Raw genomic sequence first — 14,585 nt, 5'->3', positions numbered from 1 at the left:
CACCTTGGTAACCCCCCGAAACAACGCTCACAGGCGCTTTACCGAGCCTATGCAACGTGCGTGCCCGCAATCCCGATGACTGCGGAAAACCCTAGAAAAAAGGCTTAAAGCGCCGATTTGCCCTATCGGCCGCGCATGAACAGCGAATCCAGCTCGCGAACCGACAGCTGGCGCCAGGTCGGCCGGCCGTGGTTGCACTGGTCCGAACGTTCTGTTGCTTCCATCTGACGTAACAGTGCGTTCATCTCGTCGATGGTGAGCTTGCGGTTGGCCCGCACCGCCCCGTGGCAGGCCATGGTGGACAGCAATTCGTTCTGGGCGCGCTGAACCACCGTGCTCGCGTCGTGCTGGCCCAGTTCGGCCAGTACGCTGCGCGCCAGCTCCACCGGATCGCCGTCGGCCAGCGTTCCGGGCACGGCGCGCACCGCTAGCGTGCGTGCCGAGAAGGGAGTTATTTCCAGGCCCAGCGTCGGCAGCACCTCGGCGCAGGCCTCGGCCGTGGCCACTTCCTGCGGCGTGGCCGCGAAAGTGGCCGGAATCAGCAGCGGCTGGCTGCTGATGGACGCACCGTCGAGCTGGGTCTTGAGCCGCTCGTAGACGATGCGCTCGTGCGCCGCGTGCATGTCGACGATCACGAGGCCCTGGCTGTTCTCGGCCAGGATGTAGATGCCCTGCAGCTGGGCCAGCGCGCGGCCAAGCGGCCAGGCTTGTTCGTTGGTGGCGAGGGCGGCAGCCTCCGTGTTTGCCGCGGCCACGGGCAGCCCGACAGGGGCCTGGAACGTTGCCGCCGCCGCACTGGCCTGGGGCCAAAGAGACGATGCGGTCGATTCCGCCGCATGCTGCGCCGGCTGCTCGCTGCGCCGGGGCCACATCGCCTCGAAATCGCCGGCGCCGCGCTCCTGCGATGTGAAATTGATGGCGGGCTGAGCCCAGCTGGCGTTCGACGGCAGCGGGGTCTGCTTGAAAAATGGCTGCGGTGCCGCACCCGCTGGCGCGACTGCATCACCGGCACGCGGGGCCGCCAGCGCGTCCTCGATGGCATGGCGCACCGCCTGGTGCACCTCGCGCCCGTCGCGAAAGCGCACCTCGATCTTGGTCGGGTGCACGTTCACGTCGACCCGTGCCGGATCGATCTCCAGGTACAGCGCGTAAATCGGCTGGCGCTGGCCGTGCAGCACGTCCTCGTACGCGCTGCGCACCGCATGCGACAGCACCTTGTCGCGCACGAAGCGGCCATTGACGTAGAAGAACTGCTGGTCGCCACGCGAGCGCGCTGCATCCGGAATGCCGGCACGGCCGACCACGCGCACCGGGCCGCCTTCGCGATAGACGGCCACGCTCTGCGCCACGAACTCGTCGCTCAGCGCATCGGCCAGCCGCTGCTCGCGCGTGGTGGCGGCGCGCCACTGCTCGACCAATTTGCCGTCATGCCACACCGAAAAGCCCACCTCGGGCCGTGCCAGCGCATGACGGCGCACCGCCTCGATGCAATGAGCCAGCTCGGTGGCGTCGGTCTTCAGGAACTTGCGGCGCGCGGGCGTCGCAAAGAACAGTTCGCGCACCTCGACTGTGGTGCCGGTGGAGCGGGCCACCGGCCGCAGCTCGCCGGTGCGTCCATCGAGCGCGAAGGCCGTGTCGGAGCCGGTGAAGCGCGAAAGAATGCTGAGCTCGGCAATCGCATTGATGGCGGCCAGCGCCTCGCCGCGAAAGCCCATCGTGCCGACCGTTTCGAGGTCGTCGAGGCTGGCGATCTTGCTGGTTGCATGGCGGCGCAGGGCCACCGTGAGTTCCTCGCGCGGAATGCCCAGGCCGTCGTCTTCCACCGAAATCAGCCGTACGCCACCCGAGGCCAGCCGCACCGTGATCTGGCTGGCGCCCGCGTCGAGCGCGTTGTCCAGCAACTCGCGCACCACCGATGCGGGGCGCTCGACGACTTCACCGGCAGCGATCTGGCTGATCAGTTCGTCGGGGAGTTCGCGGATCGGGCGGCGTTCGGTGGGGGTGATGGAAGTGGGGAGGGCGCTCACCGGGGCATTCTAAAAGCCGTGTCGTTTTCAGCGCGGCATCAGGGTGTTCGACGGCAGCGTCTCGTCGAGCAGCTTGCGCGCCGTCTCGATTCCGGCCACCGGCAGCAGCTTCGCATCGAGCAAACCCACCTGCACCAGCACGCTGGCCTGATCCCAGTAGATGTGCTCGTGATAGAGCTTGTCGCCGCGGAACTTGATGACCGCGAGCAGCGGCACTTCCACGCGCTTGCCTGTTGGTGCCACGCCCGGGAGCATCCACGGGATTTCGGTGGTGTGGGTGAAGCAGAACAGCATCTCGTCGACCACCTGCGTGGCGCCCACCGTGCGCGAGATCGGCACCAGCGAGGTGTCGGGCGGATTGCTGTTGACGAAGTGGTTCGTATAGAACGCGTGCAGCGCCTTGTAGCCCACGCCGCCGGTCATGGTCGGGATGTGGTTGACGTACGGCTCGGCCACCATGGTCGACATGGTGTCGTCGACGTTGCGGGTGGCGAACTCGTATTCGCAGTGCTTGTCCCACAGCGCCGAGAGGTCGTAGTGCGGGCCGATGGCGTCCTTCAGCGTGGCGATGCTGCGCTCGTGCGCCATCAGCGCCGAGGGCTTGTGGAAGTGTTCGCCGCCGGCGCGTGCGAAGGCGTGGTCCATGCCGGGATACACATACAGCGAGACACCGGACCGGCCCTTGAGCGCGGCAACGATGCGGTCGCGCGCCTCGGGTGGGCAGAACTTGTCGAGCTCGGCGATGTGCAGCGTGAGCGGGCGCTTGATCTTGTCGGCTTCGTCGAGCGCGGCGTCGATGCCCACGCCGTAGTAGCCGACGGCGACGTCTGCATCGGTGCGGCAGGCCGCCAGGTAGGCCAGCTTGCCGCCCAGGCAGAAGCCGAGCACGCCGACTTTCTTCGAAGGCACCTCGGCGCGGCCGCGCAGCGCATCGATGGCGGTCTGCATGTCTTCCATGCCCTTGGCCTCGTCGAAGCCGCCGTAGAGCGCGAAGGCGCGTTGCCAGTCGGCTTCGCTGTAGCCGAGCTCCACGTTCGGCTCCTGGCGCCAGAACAGGTCGGGCACCAGCGCCACGTAGCCTTCTTCGGCGTAGTAGTCGGCCACCTCGCGCATCGTGTGATTGATGCCGAAGATTTCCTGCGCGATCACCAGGCCCGGGCCGGTGCCGGCTTCGGGCAAGGCGAGGTAGCCGCGGAAGGTGCCGCTGCCATCAGCGGCTTTCATCTGGATGTACTGGCCTGTCATCGTGTGTTTCTCCGGGTGGGGTAAGTAAGTCTTATGGCTGCTGCAGTTGCTTGAACATGACGAAGGCATCCACGAAGCCATGCTGCGGATGCCTGAACGCGCCAGGCAGTGTGCCGACGATGGCAAAGCCCAGCTTGCGCCAGAGGCGCACCGCGCCTTCGTTGGTGGACACCACGAAGTTGAACTGCATCGCGCGAAAGCCCATGCGCACGGCCTCCTGCTGCGAGTGTTCGCACAGCGCCGAGGCCACGCCCAGGCCGCGCGCGGCCTCGGACACCACGTAGCCGCAGTTGCTCACGTGCGAGCCGTGCCCGGGCTGGTTGGCCTTGATGACGTAGGTGCCGAGCACCGCACCCTGCGCGTCGCAGGCCACGAAAGTGGCGGCGGGCAGGTTCATCCACGCATGACGGGCCTCGGCTTCGGTGACGTCGGTCGCGAAGGTGTAGGTGTCGCCGCGGCGGAAGGTGGGTTCGAGCACGGACCAGATGGCCGGCCAGTCTGCGTCGGTGGCAGCGCGTATGTGCAGCATGGGGTGATTCACAGGGCGTTCGGTTTCAACAAGGATAATCCGCGGCCATGGAAATCATCAGCTTTCTCGTCGACTTCATCCTTCACGTCGACAAACACCTCGAGGCCTTTGTCATTGCCTATGGCCCCTGGGTCTATGCCTTGCTGTTCCTCATCGTCTTCGTCGAGACCGGTGCGGTGGTGATGCCGTTCCTGCCCGGTGACTCGCTGCTCTTCATCGTTGGCGCACTGTGCGGCGCGGGGCTCATGAACTTCCCGCTCGCCTGCGGGGTCCTGATTGCGGCGGCCATTCTGGGCGACCAGTGCAACTATTCGATCGGCCGCTACTTCGGGCCGAAGGTGTTCCAGTGGGAGAACTCGCGCTTCTTCAATCGCAAGGCCTTCGACCAGGCCCACGGCTTCTACGAGCGCTACGGCGGCATCACGATCATTCTTGCGCGCTTCATGCCGTTCATTCGCACCTTTGCGCCCTTCGTGGCCGGCGTGGCCGAGATGAGCCGCGCGAAGTTCACCATGTTCAACGTGGTGGGCGGGCTGATCTGGGTGCTGGGCATTGCAACAGCGGGTTACTTTTTCGGCAATCTGCCGTTCGTGCGCCAGCATCTCGACAAGATCATCTGGGCGCTGATCTTCGTGCCGGGGTTGCTGGCGATCTTCGGCGCATGGCGCGCCTCGAAGGCCGAGAAGGCACGCGAGGCGCAGGCCTCGCAGGCCTGACGACTGCCTGGCCGATCAACCAGCAAAAAAGCGCGCCACTGGCGCGCTTTTTCGTTCAGGCCGTATCTCAGTAGTTCGGGCCGTTGCTCGGGTAGTAGCCGCTGCCTTGCGGATAGCGCTGCTGGTTGTAGTAGTTGCGTTCGTCGGCATTGCGGCCGACCTGGTTGCCGATGATGCCGCCAATGGCCGCGCCACCCACCGTGCTTGCAGTGTTGCCGCCGATGGCGTGGCCCACCAGCGCGCCGCCGACGGCGCCCACACCAGTCCCGAGGTTCTGGTTAGGGCCGCTCGCGCAGCCTGCAATCGTCATGACCGAAGTGGCTGCGAATGCAGCGATCCAGAGACGTGTGTTCATGATGTCCACCTTTCGAGGAGTGATGAGCCATCATGTCCAGAAGGTCAGTGGCATCTGTGTAGGAGCCTGCCGCGCCTGCCTGTGCGGACTCGTGGGCCGCACGGCGTGGGACAGCAGTGCACGCTTTGGCTTTACAAAGTCGCGCGGCCGATCAGAGCTGCCGGCTGCGCGCCAGAGGCGGGTTCTGCGCAAAGTAGCGCTGGATGCCGCGCATCAGCGCGTCGGCCAGGTTCTCCTGGTAGTCGACGCGGCGCAGGTTGGCTTCTTCTTCCGGATTGCTGATGAAGGCTGTCTCCACCAGCACGCTCGGGATGTCCGGCGCCTTCAGCACCGCGAAGCCGGCCTGTTCGACCTGGCCCTTGTGCAGCCGCGCGCCGATGTTCTTGATCTCGCCGAGCATCGCGCCGCCGAGCTTCAGGCTGTCATTGATCTGAGCGGTGGTGCTCATGTCGAGCAGGGCACGCTGCACCTGCGCCTCGTGGCCGCCGACGTTCACGCCGCCGACCTTGTCGGCATCGTTTTCCTTGTTGGCCATCCAGCGTGCCGCGCTGCTCGACGCGCCGCTCTGGCTCAGCGCGAACACGCTGGCGCCGCGCGCGGCGGGTGTGGTGAAGGCGTCGGCGTGGATGCTCACGAACAGGTCGGCCTGCACGCGCCGCGCCTTCTGCACGCGCACGCCCAGCGGCACGAAGAAGTCGGCGTCGCGCGTGAGAAAGGCGCGCATCGGGCTGCCGTTCACGCTGCTTGCGTTGATGCGCTCGCGCAGCCGGTGCGCCACCTGCAGCACGATGTCTTTCTCGCGCGTGCCGTTGGGGCCGATGGCGCCGGGGTCTTCACCGCCGTGGCCGGGGTCGAGCGCCACGATGATGATGCGGTCGGTGCGGCTGGCCGTGGCGGCGGTGCTGCTGCCGCCGCGTGCGGCAGCCACCGGGGGAGGGGGCGCCACAGGCCTGACGGGCGCGGTGCCCACCACGGGCGGTGGCGGCGTGATTAGCACGGGTGGCGGCGTCTGCGGGCCGGGGCGCATCGACTGTTGCGCCATCAGCTCGCCGAGTGGATCGGCCGCAGGTGCGGCCGGGGCCGAGGGCACGATGCCGGCTACGGCCGGTGCGTTGTTCGTGTTGCTGCCGCTGCCCGCGCGAGGCGCATCGCGCAGGCGCTCGGCAATCAGCGCTTCCATCGGGTCGATCGCCTGTTCGGGGTACAGGTCGAGCACCAGCCGGTGCTTGTACGCGGCCACGGGCGCGAGCGAGAACACCTGCGGCACCACGGCCTGCTTCAGGTCGAACACGATGCGCACCACCTTCGGCGCGTTCTGCCCGACGCGCAGGCCGTTGATGAACGGGTCGCCCGGCTTGATCTTCCCGACCAGCTCGCGCAGTTCGGGGCTGAGGTCGATGCCCTCGATGTCGACGGCAAGCCGCGGCGGGCTGCCCACCACGAGCTGCTGCGAGTTGAGGCGGGCATCGGACTCGATGGTCACGCGCGTGTAGTCGGCGGCGGGCCACACGCGCACGGCGAGGATGGTGGCGCCGCGGGCGATCTGGTGCACGCCGAGCATCAGCGCGATGCTGCCGCCTTGCAGCAGCACGCGCCGTTTCAGGCCGGTCGCCTTCATGCGGCGATGCGCGCCAGCAGATCGCTGCCGCGAGGGGTGTTCGCGAGGAGGGTCACGCTGCGTGTGTCGTCAGTCATTGCTTCTATTTTAATAGCGAGGTCGGCAACCGGTGTGCGGCCCGCGGCGTTTTCCGGCCATTCGGCCAGCTTGAGGCCCGGTCCCGCGAAGATGTCGCGGAAGCCGGCGTCGTCCCATTCGCGCGGATCGGCGAAGCGGTAGAAGTCGAAATGGAAGATCTGCAGGCCGTCGGGCGCCTCGTGGGGCTCGACCACTGCGTATGTGGGGCTCTTGATGCGCCCTGCGATGCCGAGCGCGCGCAGCAGGTGTCGAACGAAAGTGGTCTTGCCGGCGCCAAGGTCGCCTTGCAGCGCGATGAAGGCATCGCGCAATGCGGGCGAGGACGCGAGGGCCAGCGCGAAAGCGTCGGTGTCGTCCTCGCTGCGCCAGCGCAGGGTGCGGGCGTTCTGGGTCGTTTCTACAATCGGCAAGTGATCGTCAGCCATCCACTCGTTGTTCGTATTCAGGCTTTGGCCCGGGAACTCGGATTCTCCCAAATCGGAATCGCGGGCGTCGATTTATCGAGCGCCGAGGCCGGTCTGATGCAATGGCTGGCCCATGGGTTCCATGGCGAGATGCAATACATGGAAACACACGGCACGCGCCGCGCCCGTCCGGCCGAGCTGGTGCCGGGCACGGTGAGCGTGATCACCGCGCGCATGGACTACCTGCCGCGCAGCACGCAGCCCGAGTGGCAGGCCATCGAGTTCGACCGCCTCACGCGGCCCGGCGAGGCCATCGTGTCGGTCTATGCACGGGGCCGCGACTATCACAAGGTGCTGCGCAACCGGCTCGCGAAGCTGGCCGAGCGCATTGCCGAGGAGGTCGGCCCCTTCGGCCACCGCGCCTTCACCGACTCCGCCCCCGTGCTCGAAGCCGAGCTGGCCTCGCGCAGCGGGCAGGGCTGGCGCGGCAAGCACACGCTAGTGCTCGACCGCGATGCCGGCTCGATGTTCTTCCTGGGCGAGATCTACGTCGACATGGAACTGCCGCCGAGCGAGCCCGTCACTGCGCATTGCGGCAGCTGCAGTGCCTGCATCGACATCTGCCCGACGCAGGCCATCATTGCGCCGCAGCGGCTCGATGCGCGGCGCTGCATCTCCTACCTCACCATCGAGCACGGCGGGCCCATTCCGCTGGAGCTGCGTCCGCTGATGGGCAACCGCATCTACGGCTGCGACGACTGCCAGCTGATCTGCCCCTGGAACAAGTTCGCGAAGAAGAGCGAGCTGCCCGACTTCGATGCGCGCGAAGGGCTCACGGGGCGCACGCTGGCCGAGCTTTTTGCGTGGACCGAAAAAGACTTCCTGCGCCGCACCGAAGGCAGCCCGATCCGCCGCATCGGGCATGAGCGCTGGCTGCGCAACATCGCCGTGGCGCTGGGCAATGCGGCGCGAGCGGGCGAGGGCGATGCGCAGGAGGCACTGGCGACGCGGGCCGAACACCCAAGCGAACTCGTGCGCGAGCATGTCGCGTGGGGCCTGGCGCAGCGGGCCACGAGCTGACGCTTCAGGCCGGAAGGATCTCGCGCACGCGCCCCCATGGCCGGCACATCAGCGTGCCGCGCGGCGACACCACGATGGGACGCTGCAGCAGGATGGGGTGCTCGACGATGGCGTCGAACAGCTGGTCGTCGGTCCACTTCGAATCGGCCAGCTTCAGTTCTTCGTACGGCGCTTCCTTGGTGCGCAGCAGTTCGCGCGCGCCCATGCCCATCGCCTTCGCGAGCTCGCGCAGCTTTTTCTTCGGCGGTGGCGTTTCCAGGTACAGGACGATCTCGGGCTCCACGCCGCTTTCGCGGATCAACGTCAGCACGTTGCGCGAGGTGCTGCAGTTGGGCTTGTGGTAGATGGTCATCGGGTAGACGGTGGTCGGTGTGCGTACGGTCATGGTGTCGATGATAGAAAACAGGGCTCAGCCTCCCGGAGCGCTCGGGTCCATGGTGAAGGGAAAGCGCGCAGCCCAGAACTCCGCCAGCCGAGGGTCGGCATCCACGCGGCGCACCACCCTGGCCATGCGCGGCGCTACGCGGTAGAAGCGCCTGCGGCCCGGCGTCCAGCGCGACATCACGGTCACGTACAGGTCGAGCATGCTCAGCTTCTCCCCCAGAAGGTAAGGCGCGGGCTCGTCGATCTGCGTGTCCATCAGTTGCCAGCAGTGCGCGATGCGCTCGGCAGAGCGTTCGAGCATCGCGGCTTGCGCGGTGTGGTCGGGCACGAGGCGCTGCGGGTCGTCGCGCACCCAGAACAGCGAGTAGATGGCCGCCGGCAGATAGACCATCCAGCGCAGGTAACGCGAGCGCAGCGGATCGTCGGGTGCGGGGCAGAGCCCGGCTTGCGGATAACGGTCGCCGAGCCAGATCAGGATGGCCGCGCTCTCGGTCATTACCTCGCCCGAAGGCAGCACCAGCGCGGGCACCTGGCGCATCGGGTTGACGCCCGACACGCGCTCGCGCTCGGCATCGCTCTCCCACGTGGCGACGTCGACAGTTTCGACCTGCGCGCCGATCAGCGTCAGCGCGGCATGTATCGGCGTGGCGCCCGAGCCAGGGGCGCCGTAGAGGGTGTAGCGGTCTTCGCGGGCGGATGATGAAGAGCTCATCCGCCCAGATTACTGCAGGCCTGCGCCTGTTGTCACGCAGCTGCCAGCAGCGCGTCGACCTTCTTCAGCCCTTCGAGCGTCTTGAAGCAGGCCTCGGCCACTTCCGTGCCCTTGACCGCGAAGTGGCGGTGGAAGTACTTGCGATGCTCCACGTGCTCGTGGAAGTGATGCGGCGTGAGCACGGCCGAGAAGATCGGCACGTCGGTTTCCAGCTGCAGCGACATCAGCGTGCTGACCACCGTGTTCGCGACGAACTCGTGGCGGTAGATGCCGCCGTCGACCACCAGCGCGCAGCCGATGATGGCCGCGTACTTGCCGGAATTGGCGAGCCGCTTGGCATGCAGCGGAATCTCGAAGGCACCGGGCACGTCGAATATGTCGATGAGCTCGCGCGCCACGCCGAGGCGGTCCATCTCCTCGAGGAAGGCGTCGCGTGCCTGGTGGACGATGTCGGAATGCCACTGCGCCTCGACGAATGCGATGCGCTCGCCGCGCGGGGAACCCGACGCAGTGACGGCAGAAAGGGGAAGGTCGTTGATCTGACTCATGGTGTGCCTCTTGAAAGCAGGTTTCCTGAATCAGGGCGCACGAAACCGCGAGGCTACCTGCGCGCACGGCAAAGCAAAGCGCGCGGGCGAGCCCGCATTTCGCGCTCTCTTTCATCCGGACTGTGACCGTCGGCTTCGGAATCGCACCGAAATCTGCTGACCCTGAAACTTGTTGCAAGCTCCAGGCGCTCGCGGGCTTGTGCGGCCTTTTTTCAGAAGAGCCGCCATTACCGCCGGTGGGGAATTGCACCCCGCCCTGAGAACGCTTGCCGTCCGGCGAACCGGACAGCGGGGGCGATTCTAGGAGCCCATCGCCGTACGGACCTGTCGCCCGCGCGGCAGACCTTCGCTCGAGCGGGGATTTTCTTCAGAAACGATACGTGGCGGCCGCAGTCACTGTACGGCGCTGGCCGTAGAAGCAGTCGCCGCGCGCCAGGCAGGTGGTGATCTGCACCTTGTCGGTCAGGTTGCCCACGTTGAGCGACAGGCGCAGTGGGCCGTTGTCCCAGGCGACCATCGCATCCAGCAGCGTGACAGAGGGCACGGGGTTGGCGTCCATGCCGTCCCATGACTTGCCGAGGTAGCGCACGCCGCCGCCCACCGAGAAACCCGACACGCCGCCGATCGTGAAGCGGCGCATCAGCCAGGCCGAGGCCGTGTGCTTCGGCACGCCCGAGATGCGCTTGCCCAGGTCGGCGCCGTTGCTGCGCGACACGCGCGCGTCGGTGTAGGCGTACGAGGCGATCCAGTCCCAGTCGCGCCCGATGCTGCCCTTGTACTCGAGCTCCAGGCCCTTCACGTGCACCTCGCCGAGCTGGATGCTGTTGAGCGGGTTGGTCGGGTCGGTGGTCTTGCGATTGGTGTCGCGCAGGTCGTACACCGCCGCCATGAACGAGGTGCGCTGGCCTTCGGGCTCCCACTTCACGCCAGCCTCCCACTGCTTGCCGCGCTGCGGCTTGAAGGGCGTGTTGTTCACGTCCGCGCCGCCCAGCGGCAGGAAGGACTCGGCATAGCTCAGGTACGGCGCCCAGCCGCCGTCGGCCAGGTAGACGATGCCGGCGCGCTTGGTGGTGGCCTTGTCGTGGCGCAGGCCGAGCAGGCCGATCCAGCGGCCGTACTTGACCTGGTCCTGCACGTAGATGCCGGCCTGCTTCTGCAGCACCGCGGGCTGCCGCGTGAGGAAGGTGGGCGCCGTGTAGTTGCCATACACCGGCGCATACACATCGAGCGCGCCCGCGCGGCCGCGGCCGGTGAGCTGCGAGGTCTCGTTGCGCTGGAAGTCCGCGCCGACGAGCAGCGTGTGCTCCACCGCGCCGGTCTTGAAGTGCGCCTCGGCCTGGTTGTCGATCAGCAGCATCTTGCCGCCGTTGAGCTGCACCACCAGGTCGCGCTCGATGGTGCGCTGGTCGGCGTTGAACACCGGTCGCGCCGGGCGACCGGTGAGCCGGTTGGCCGTGAAGCTGGTGTAGGAGGAGTTGTAGACCACTTTGCTCTCGGTCGAGCGCAGGTTCTGCCTGAAGGTCCAGGTGTCGTTGAAGCGGTGGCTGAACAGGTAGCCCAGCGAGGTGTTGCGCGTGTCGTAGCGGTCGAAGCCCGGCTCGCCGGTGAAGGTCGAGGTGGGAATCTGGCCGTACAGCGACGGCAGCAGCGTGCCCTGCCATGGGAAGAAGCCGATCAGCGAGCCGCTCTTGTCCTTCTGGTAGAGCGCCTGCAGCGTGAGCGAGGTGTCGGCGTTCGGGCGCCAGGTGAGCGAGGGCGCCAGCAGGATGCGGTCGTCGGGCACATGGTCGACCTGCGTGCCGCTGTCGCGGTTCACGGCCACCAGGCGATAGAGCCACTTGCCTTCGGTGTCGAGCGGACCGGTGAAGTCGGCCGCGACCTGCTTGCGGTTGTGGCTGCCCAGCTGCACCTGCACCTCGCGCTGTTGCTCGGCCTGCGGCCGCTTCGACACCAGGTTCAGCACGCCGCCGATGCCGCCCTGGCCGTAGAGCACGGAAGAGGGCCCGCGCAGCAGCTCGACGCGCTCCAGCATGTACGGATCTACGCGCGTGGTGTTGTAGGTGCCGTAGCTGCGCTGCAGCCCGTCGAGGTACTGGATGGCGTCGCCGCCGCGCACCTTGAACGAGTCGACGCGGCTGTCGAAGTAGCTCGACACCACGCCGGCCGTGTAGTTGGTGGTCTCGCGCAGCGTGAGCGCGCTCTGCGCCTCCATCTGGTCGCGCGTGATGACCGAGATGGCCTGCGGCGTTTCGATCAGCGGCGTGTCGGTCTTGGTTGCCGAGCTTCCGCGCTTCGCGACGAAGCCGGTCACCGGGCCGGTTGCGGTCTCGCCCGAATCGCCCGATACGGTGACGGTGGGCAGTGCCCTGCGGGGCTCGCCGGCTTCGTCTTTTTCTTCGGCATAGGCCGGTACGGCGGCGCTCAGCGCCACGGCGGTGGCCGCGAGCGTGGCGCGGCGGGTGTGTGAAAGGTGCCACGTCGGGCGGCGATGCTTCTTCGATGTCATGTGCAGCTTCTCCTGAGTCCTGCGGTAAGGGGAGTGGCTGCGGCGCGCAGCGGGGCGTGCCATGGCTTCTCGGATTCGGTTCAATCCGGACGAGCGCTACCGGCGGCTCGCTCAATCAATCAAGGCTGGCGGCCGGTGGGTGTTGTAGGTTTTTCTTGCGTCGTCGGGGGGAACAGCCGTTGCGGCTGCGGTCTTCGTTCCTTCGAAGACGGCTGGCGGCCCGTTGCGGGCGGCTGGCTGAGGCCGCGCGATTATAGGAAGAAAGGTGTCAGCGTCCGGAGAGGAACTGCGTCATGCGCTGCAGTTCGTCGTCGAGCGCCGCGCGAAAGGCCGCGTCGCGCGGCTTCTTGCCGGCGTAGCCGAAGGCTGGCTTCAACCGGCCTTCGGGCGCGGTGACGTTGGCCCACCCGATCACGCGGTCATGCCACAGCATCGGCAGCGCGTAGTAGCCGAACTGGCGCTTGGGCGCGGGCGTGTAGGCCTCGAACTTGTACGTCCAGTCCCAGAGCAGTTCGAAGCGGCGGCGGTCCCACACGACGGGGTCGAAGGGCGCGAGCAGGCGCACCGCGTCGTCGGGCGCGTGGCGGCGCGAGGCCGGATTTTCGTCAGCGGGCCAGTACCAGGTCGTCCCGTCGATGCGGCAGCTTGCGAGCAGTTCTTCGCGGGCGATGCGCAGGGCCGCCTGCGTTTGCAGCGAGAGATGCGGCGCACCGTAGCCGAGCAGGCGCACGAGGTAGGTGAGGCTCGCGGCAGGCAGCGGCGCGTACTTGCGCACCACCAGTTCGATCAGCGCGGCGGCGCGCCGTGCGCGGCCGGCAGGGCTGTCGTCGGCGGGCTGGTGCGTCACGGCCTCATAGACGCGCGTGCCGCTGTCGCGCCGCACCACGCGCAGCATGCCGCGATAGTGCATTTCGTCGAGCAGGTGCGTGGTCGCGTTGCTCGAGCCGCCCCAGTAGTTCTTGATGCGGCCATGCGCGAAGTGCTGCTCTACCTGTCGTGGATGTACTTGGCCGTGTTCCTGCACGTAGGCGAGCACATCGGCGGCCTTGCGCCGCGTGTCGGCGTCCCATGCGCGCTTGGCTTCGCGCGGGTGCATCAGCGCCAGGTGCTCGCGCGGCAGGAAGCCGTAGTTGACGAGGCAGTCTTCCTCGACGGCGAGGCGGGTGTAGCGGTTTTCGAGGTCGCCCGCTCGGTAGTCCTTCACGCGGTGGCGCAGCGTGAGGTCTTGCGCGCGTGCCGGCGCTCGGATCGGGTCGGCCTGCACGAAGCCGAGCTGGCGGATCGCTGCCGGCAGCGTGGTCGGCTTGAAGAGGGTGCGCGCCACGGCGTAGCGGCGCAGGTCGTCGAGGGTCGGGTCAGCCATCGGCGAATTGCAGCACAGGTGGCGGGATTTCGCTTTGCTGCTGTGTTCGGGGCGCGCTCACGCCGACGGGGTGCCTTGCTCCGCGAATGTCCCCCGCCCTTCGGGCTCCTCCTTTATTTCGCTGCGCAAGGCACCCCGCCGACGTGATCGTTTAGTGACGCTGCGGAAGCTGTATTTGTTGGCGGTAGTCGGGACTTCGTGCCGCGCGGTGCGGAGATTTCGGCGGGTTCTTCTCTAGAGTGAACGCCCCTGTCACTCCACACCCCACCAAGGGGACAAGAAAGGCGCAACACACCCACCACCCAGATGTTCGAAGGCTGCTTGCCTCGCGGCAGGTCGTCGGTGCGAAAGCAGCGATGCGGATGCGAGGTATCAAAAGGCGACGGCCGGGGTGTAACAAGCACCCCGACCGTCTAACCAAGTTCGTGCACGTACCTTGGAAGGAAACGCACAAAAATGGCTACCAAGACTATAGCCCGGCCTCGCACGCCGGTAGCTTCCGAAGACAACGCCCAAGACCCGGCGGATCTTCTCGAAAACACCCTCTCTCAACTCGAAGCTCTACTGTGGGTCTGCCACGGGGAAGAGATCGACTGGTGCAGCGGTGATGGGCCTCGACGACTGGACAACCTGCTTTGGCTTGCGGCTGAACTGGCGCGCAAGGCCGGAGAGCTGTTCCAGATGAGCGAGAAGGCGCGGCGTGGGGCGCCTGAGACCGGCGGTTAGCGGCCGGTCCGCGGGCTGCGGGTTTCGCGGCCCGCCTGAGGCCTTCGTGGTGAAGGGAATTCGGGTTAATTGAAGTTTGCGGGGTAGGGCTCGATGGCAGCTATGTGTTCCGAGCTGATCGGCGGTGGACAATGCGGGCATCTGCTTTGCAGCGATGCCGTCGTTGGCGCTGGCGAGGTGGATAGGTACTATCGGCCATAACCAATGGGATGGACGCCCCCACCCGTACCGGCATCGATGTGCCAAAGTGGAAGTGTCAGCAACCACTTGAACTGAAAGGGGCGTCCACCATGA

At 66.8% G+C, this 14,585-nt stretch carries 14 protein-coding genes and 1 riboswitch; of the genes, 3 read left to right on the top strand and 11 right to left on the bottom strand.

Features of this window, described 5'->3' with window-relative positions; all coding sequences use genetic code 11:
* Positions 1-122: 122 nt before the first annotated feature.
* The 3 genes from mutL to BLV60_RS24040 are packed head-to-tail and all read right to left on the bottom strand — an operon-like array spanning position 123 to position 3,801.
* A complete protein-coding gene (gene mutL / locus BLV60_RS24050; RefSeq protein WP_093057804.1) occupies positions 123-2,027 on the bottom strand; it encodes a DNA mismatch repair endonuclease MutL in 1,905 nt (634 codons plus the stop codon).
* 27 nt (positions 2,028-2,054) lie between these two features.
* Positions 2,055-3,272 carry a dienelactone hydrolase family protein gene (locus tag BLV60_RS24045; protein WP_093057803.1) on the bottom strand — a complete coding sequence of 406 codons (1,218 nt, stop codon included), beginning with the start codon at positions 3,270-3,272 and terminating at the stop codon, positions 2,055-2,057.
* Positions 3,273-3,303: 31 nt separating this feature from the next.
* On the bottom strand, positions 3,304-3,801 hold the full coding sequence (locus BLV60_RS24040; protein ID WP_093057802.1) for a GNAT family N-acetyltransferase: 498 nt from the start codon (positions 3,799-3,801) through the stop codon (positions 3,304-3,306).
* A gap of 47 nt (positions 3,802-3,848) precedes the next feature.
* On the opposite strand from BLV60_RS24040, the gene BLV60_RS24035 reads away from it, so the two are divergent.
* The gene (locus BLV60_RS24035) at positions 3,849-4,517 is read left to right on the top strand and encodes a DedA family protein (protein WP_093057801.1); all 669 of its coding nucleotides are present in this window, start codon (positions 3,849-3,851) and stop codon (positions 4,515-4,517) included.
* Between the two features lie 67 nt (positions 4,518-4,584).
* Here the strand turns inward: BLV60_RS24035 and BLV60_RS24030 are convergent, their stop codons facing one another.
* The 3 genes from BLV60_RS24030 to tsaE form a co-directional block, all read right to left on the bottom strand.
* Complete coding sequence (locus BLV60_RS24030) at positions 4,585-4,872, bottom strand: glycine zipper domain-containing protein (RefSeq protein WP_093057920.1); 288 nt, start codon at positions 4,870-4,872, stop codon at positions 4,585-4,587.
* 151 nt (positions 4,873-5,023) lie between these two features.
* Positions 5,024-6,490 (bottom strand): N-acetylmuramoyl-L-alanine amidase, encoded by a 1,467-nt coding sequence (locus BLV60_RS24025; RefSeq protein WP_093057800.1) that lies wholly within the window; start codon positions 6,488-6,490, stop codon positions 5,024-5,026.
* Positions 6,487-6,993 carry a tRNA (adenosine(37)-N6)-threonylcarbamoyltransferase complex ATPase subunit type 1 TsaE gene (gene tsaE, locus BLV60_RS24020; protein WP_093057918.1) on the bottom strand — a complete coding sequence of 169 codons (507 nt, stop codon included), beginning with the start codon at positions 6,991-6,993 and terminating at the stop codon, positions 6,487-6,489. The genes BLV60_RS24025 and tsaE overlap by 4 nt, the downstream gene beginning before the upstream one ends.
* Between tsaE and queG the strand changes: the two genes are divergently transcribed.
* The gene (queG, locus tag BLV60_RS24015; protein WP_176928907.1) at positions 6,979-8,052 is read left to right on the top strand and encodes a tRNA epoxyqueuosine(34) reductase QueG; all 1,074 of its coding nucleotides are present in this window, start codon (positions 6,979-6,981) and stop codon (positions 8,050-8,052) included. The two genes, tsaE and queG, sit on opposite strands and share 15 nt — an antisense overlap.
* A gap of 4 nt (positions 8,053-8,056) precedes the next feature.
* On the opposite strand, the gene arsC is transcribed toward queG, so the two are convergent.
* The 5 genes from arsC to BLV60_RS23990 all read right to left on the bottom strand — a co-directional run bounded on the left by arsC (position 8,057) and on the right by BLV60_RS23990 (position 13,565).
* Entirely contained in the window at positions 8,057-8,437 is a 381-nt protein-coding gene (arsC, locus tag BLV60_RS24010) for an arsenate reductase (glutaredoxin) (protein ID WP_093057799.1), read from the bottom strand.
* 24 nt (positions 8,438-8,461) lie between these two features.
* Positions 8,462-9,148, bottom strand: coding sequence for a glutathione S-transferase family protein (locus BLV60_RS24005; protein WP_093057798.1), 687 nt, complete (start codon positions 9,146-9,148; stop codon positions 8,462-8,464).
* 32 nt (positions 9,149-9,180) lie between these two features.
* Positions 9,181-9,696 (bottom strand): 6,7-dimethyl-8-ribityllumazine synthase, encoded by a 516-nt coding sequence (locus tag BLV60_RS24000; protein ID WP_093057797.1) that lies wholly within the window; start codon positions 9,694-9,696, stop codon positions 9,181-9,183.
* 99 nt (positions 9,697-9,795) lie between these two features.
* Positions 9,796-9,964, bottom strand: a riboswitch (FMN riboswitch).
* Between the two features lie 99 nt (positions 9,965-10,063).
* The gene (locus BLV60_RS23995; protein WP_093057796.1) at positions 10,064-12,202 is read right to left on the bottom strand and encodes a TonB-dependent siderophore receptor; all 2,139 of its coding nucleotides are present in this window, start codon (positions 12,200-12,202) and stop codon (positions 10,064-10,066) included.
* Positions 12,203-12,470: 268 nt separating this feature from the next.
* The gene (locus tag BLV60_RS23990) at positions 12,471-13,565 is read right to left on the bottom strand and encodes a DNA glycosylase AlkZ-like family protein (protein WP_093057795.1); all 1,095 of its coding nucleotides are present in this window, start codon (positions 13,563-13,565) and stop codon (positions 12,471-12,473) included.
* A 456-nt stretch (positions 13,566-14,021) separates the two neighbouring features.
* On the opposite strand from BLV60_RS23990, the gene BLV60_RS23985 reads away from it, so the two are divergent.
* Positions 14,022-14,291, top strand: a complete 270-nt coding sequence (locus tag BLV60_RS23985) for a hypothetical protein (protein WP_093057794.1) — start codon at positions 14,022-14,024, stop codon at positions 14,289-14,291.
* The last annotated feature ends 294 nt before the right edge of the window (positions 14,292-14,585 follow it).

The sequence above is a fragment of the Variovorax sp. YR634 genome (assembly GCF_900106655.1).
In the GTDB taxonomy this organism is placed as follows: domain Bacteria; phylum Pseudomonadota; class Gammaproteobacteria; order Burkholderiales; family Burkholderiaceae_C; genus Variovorax.
This window is presented reverse-complemented; position numbering and strand designations above follow the sequence as displayed.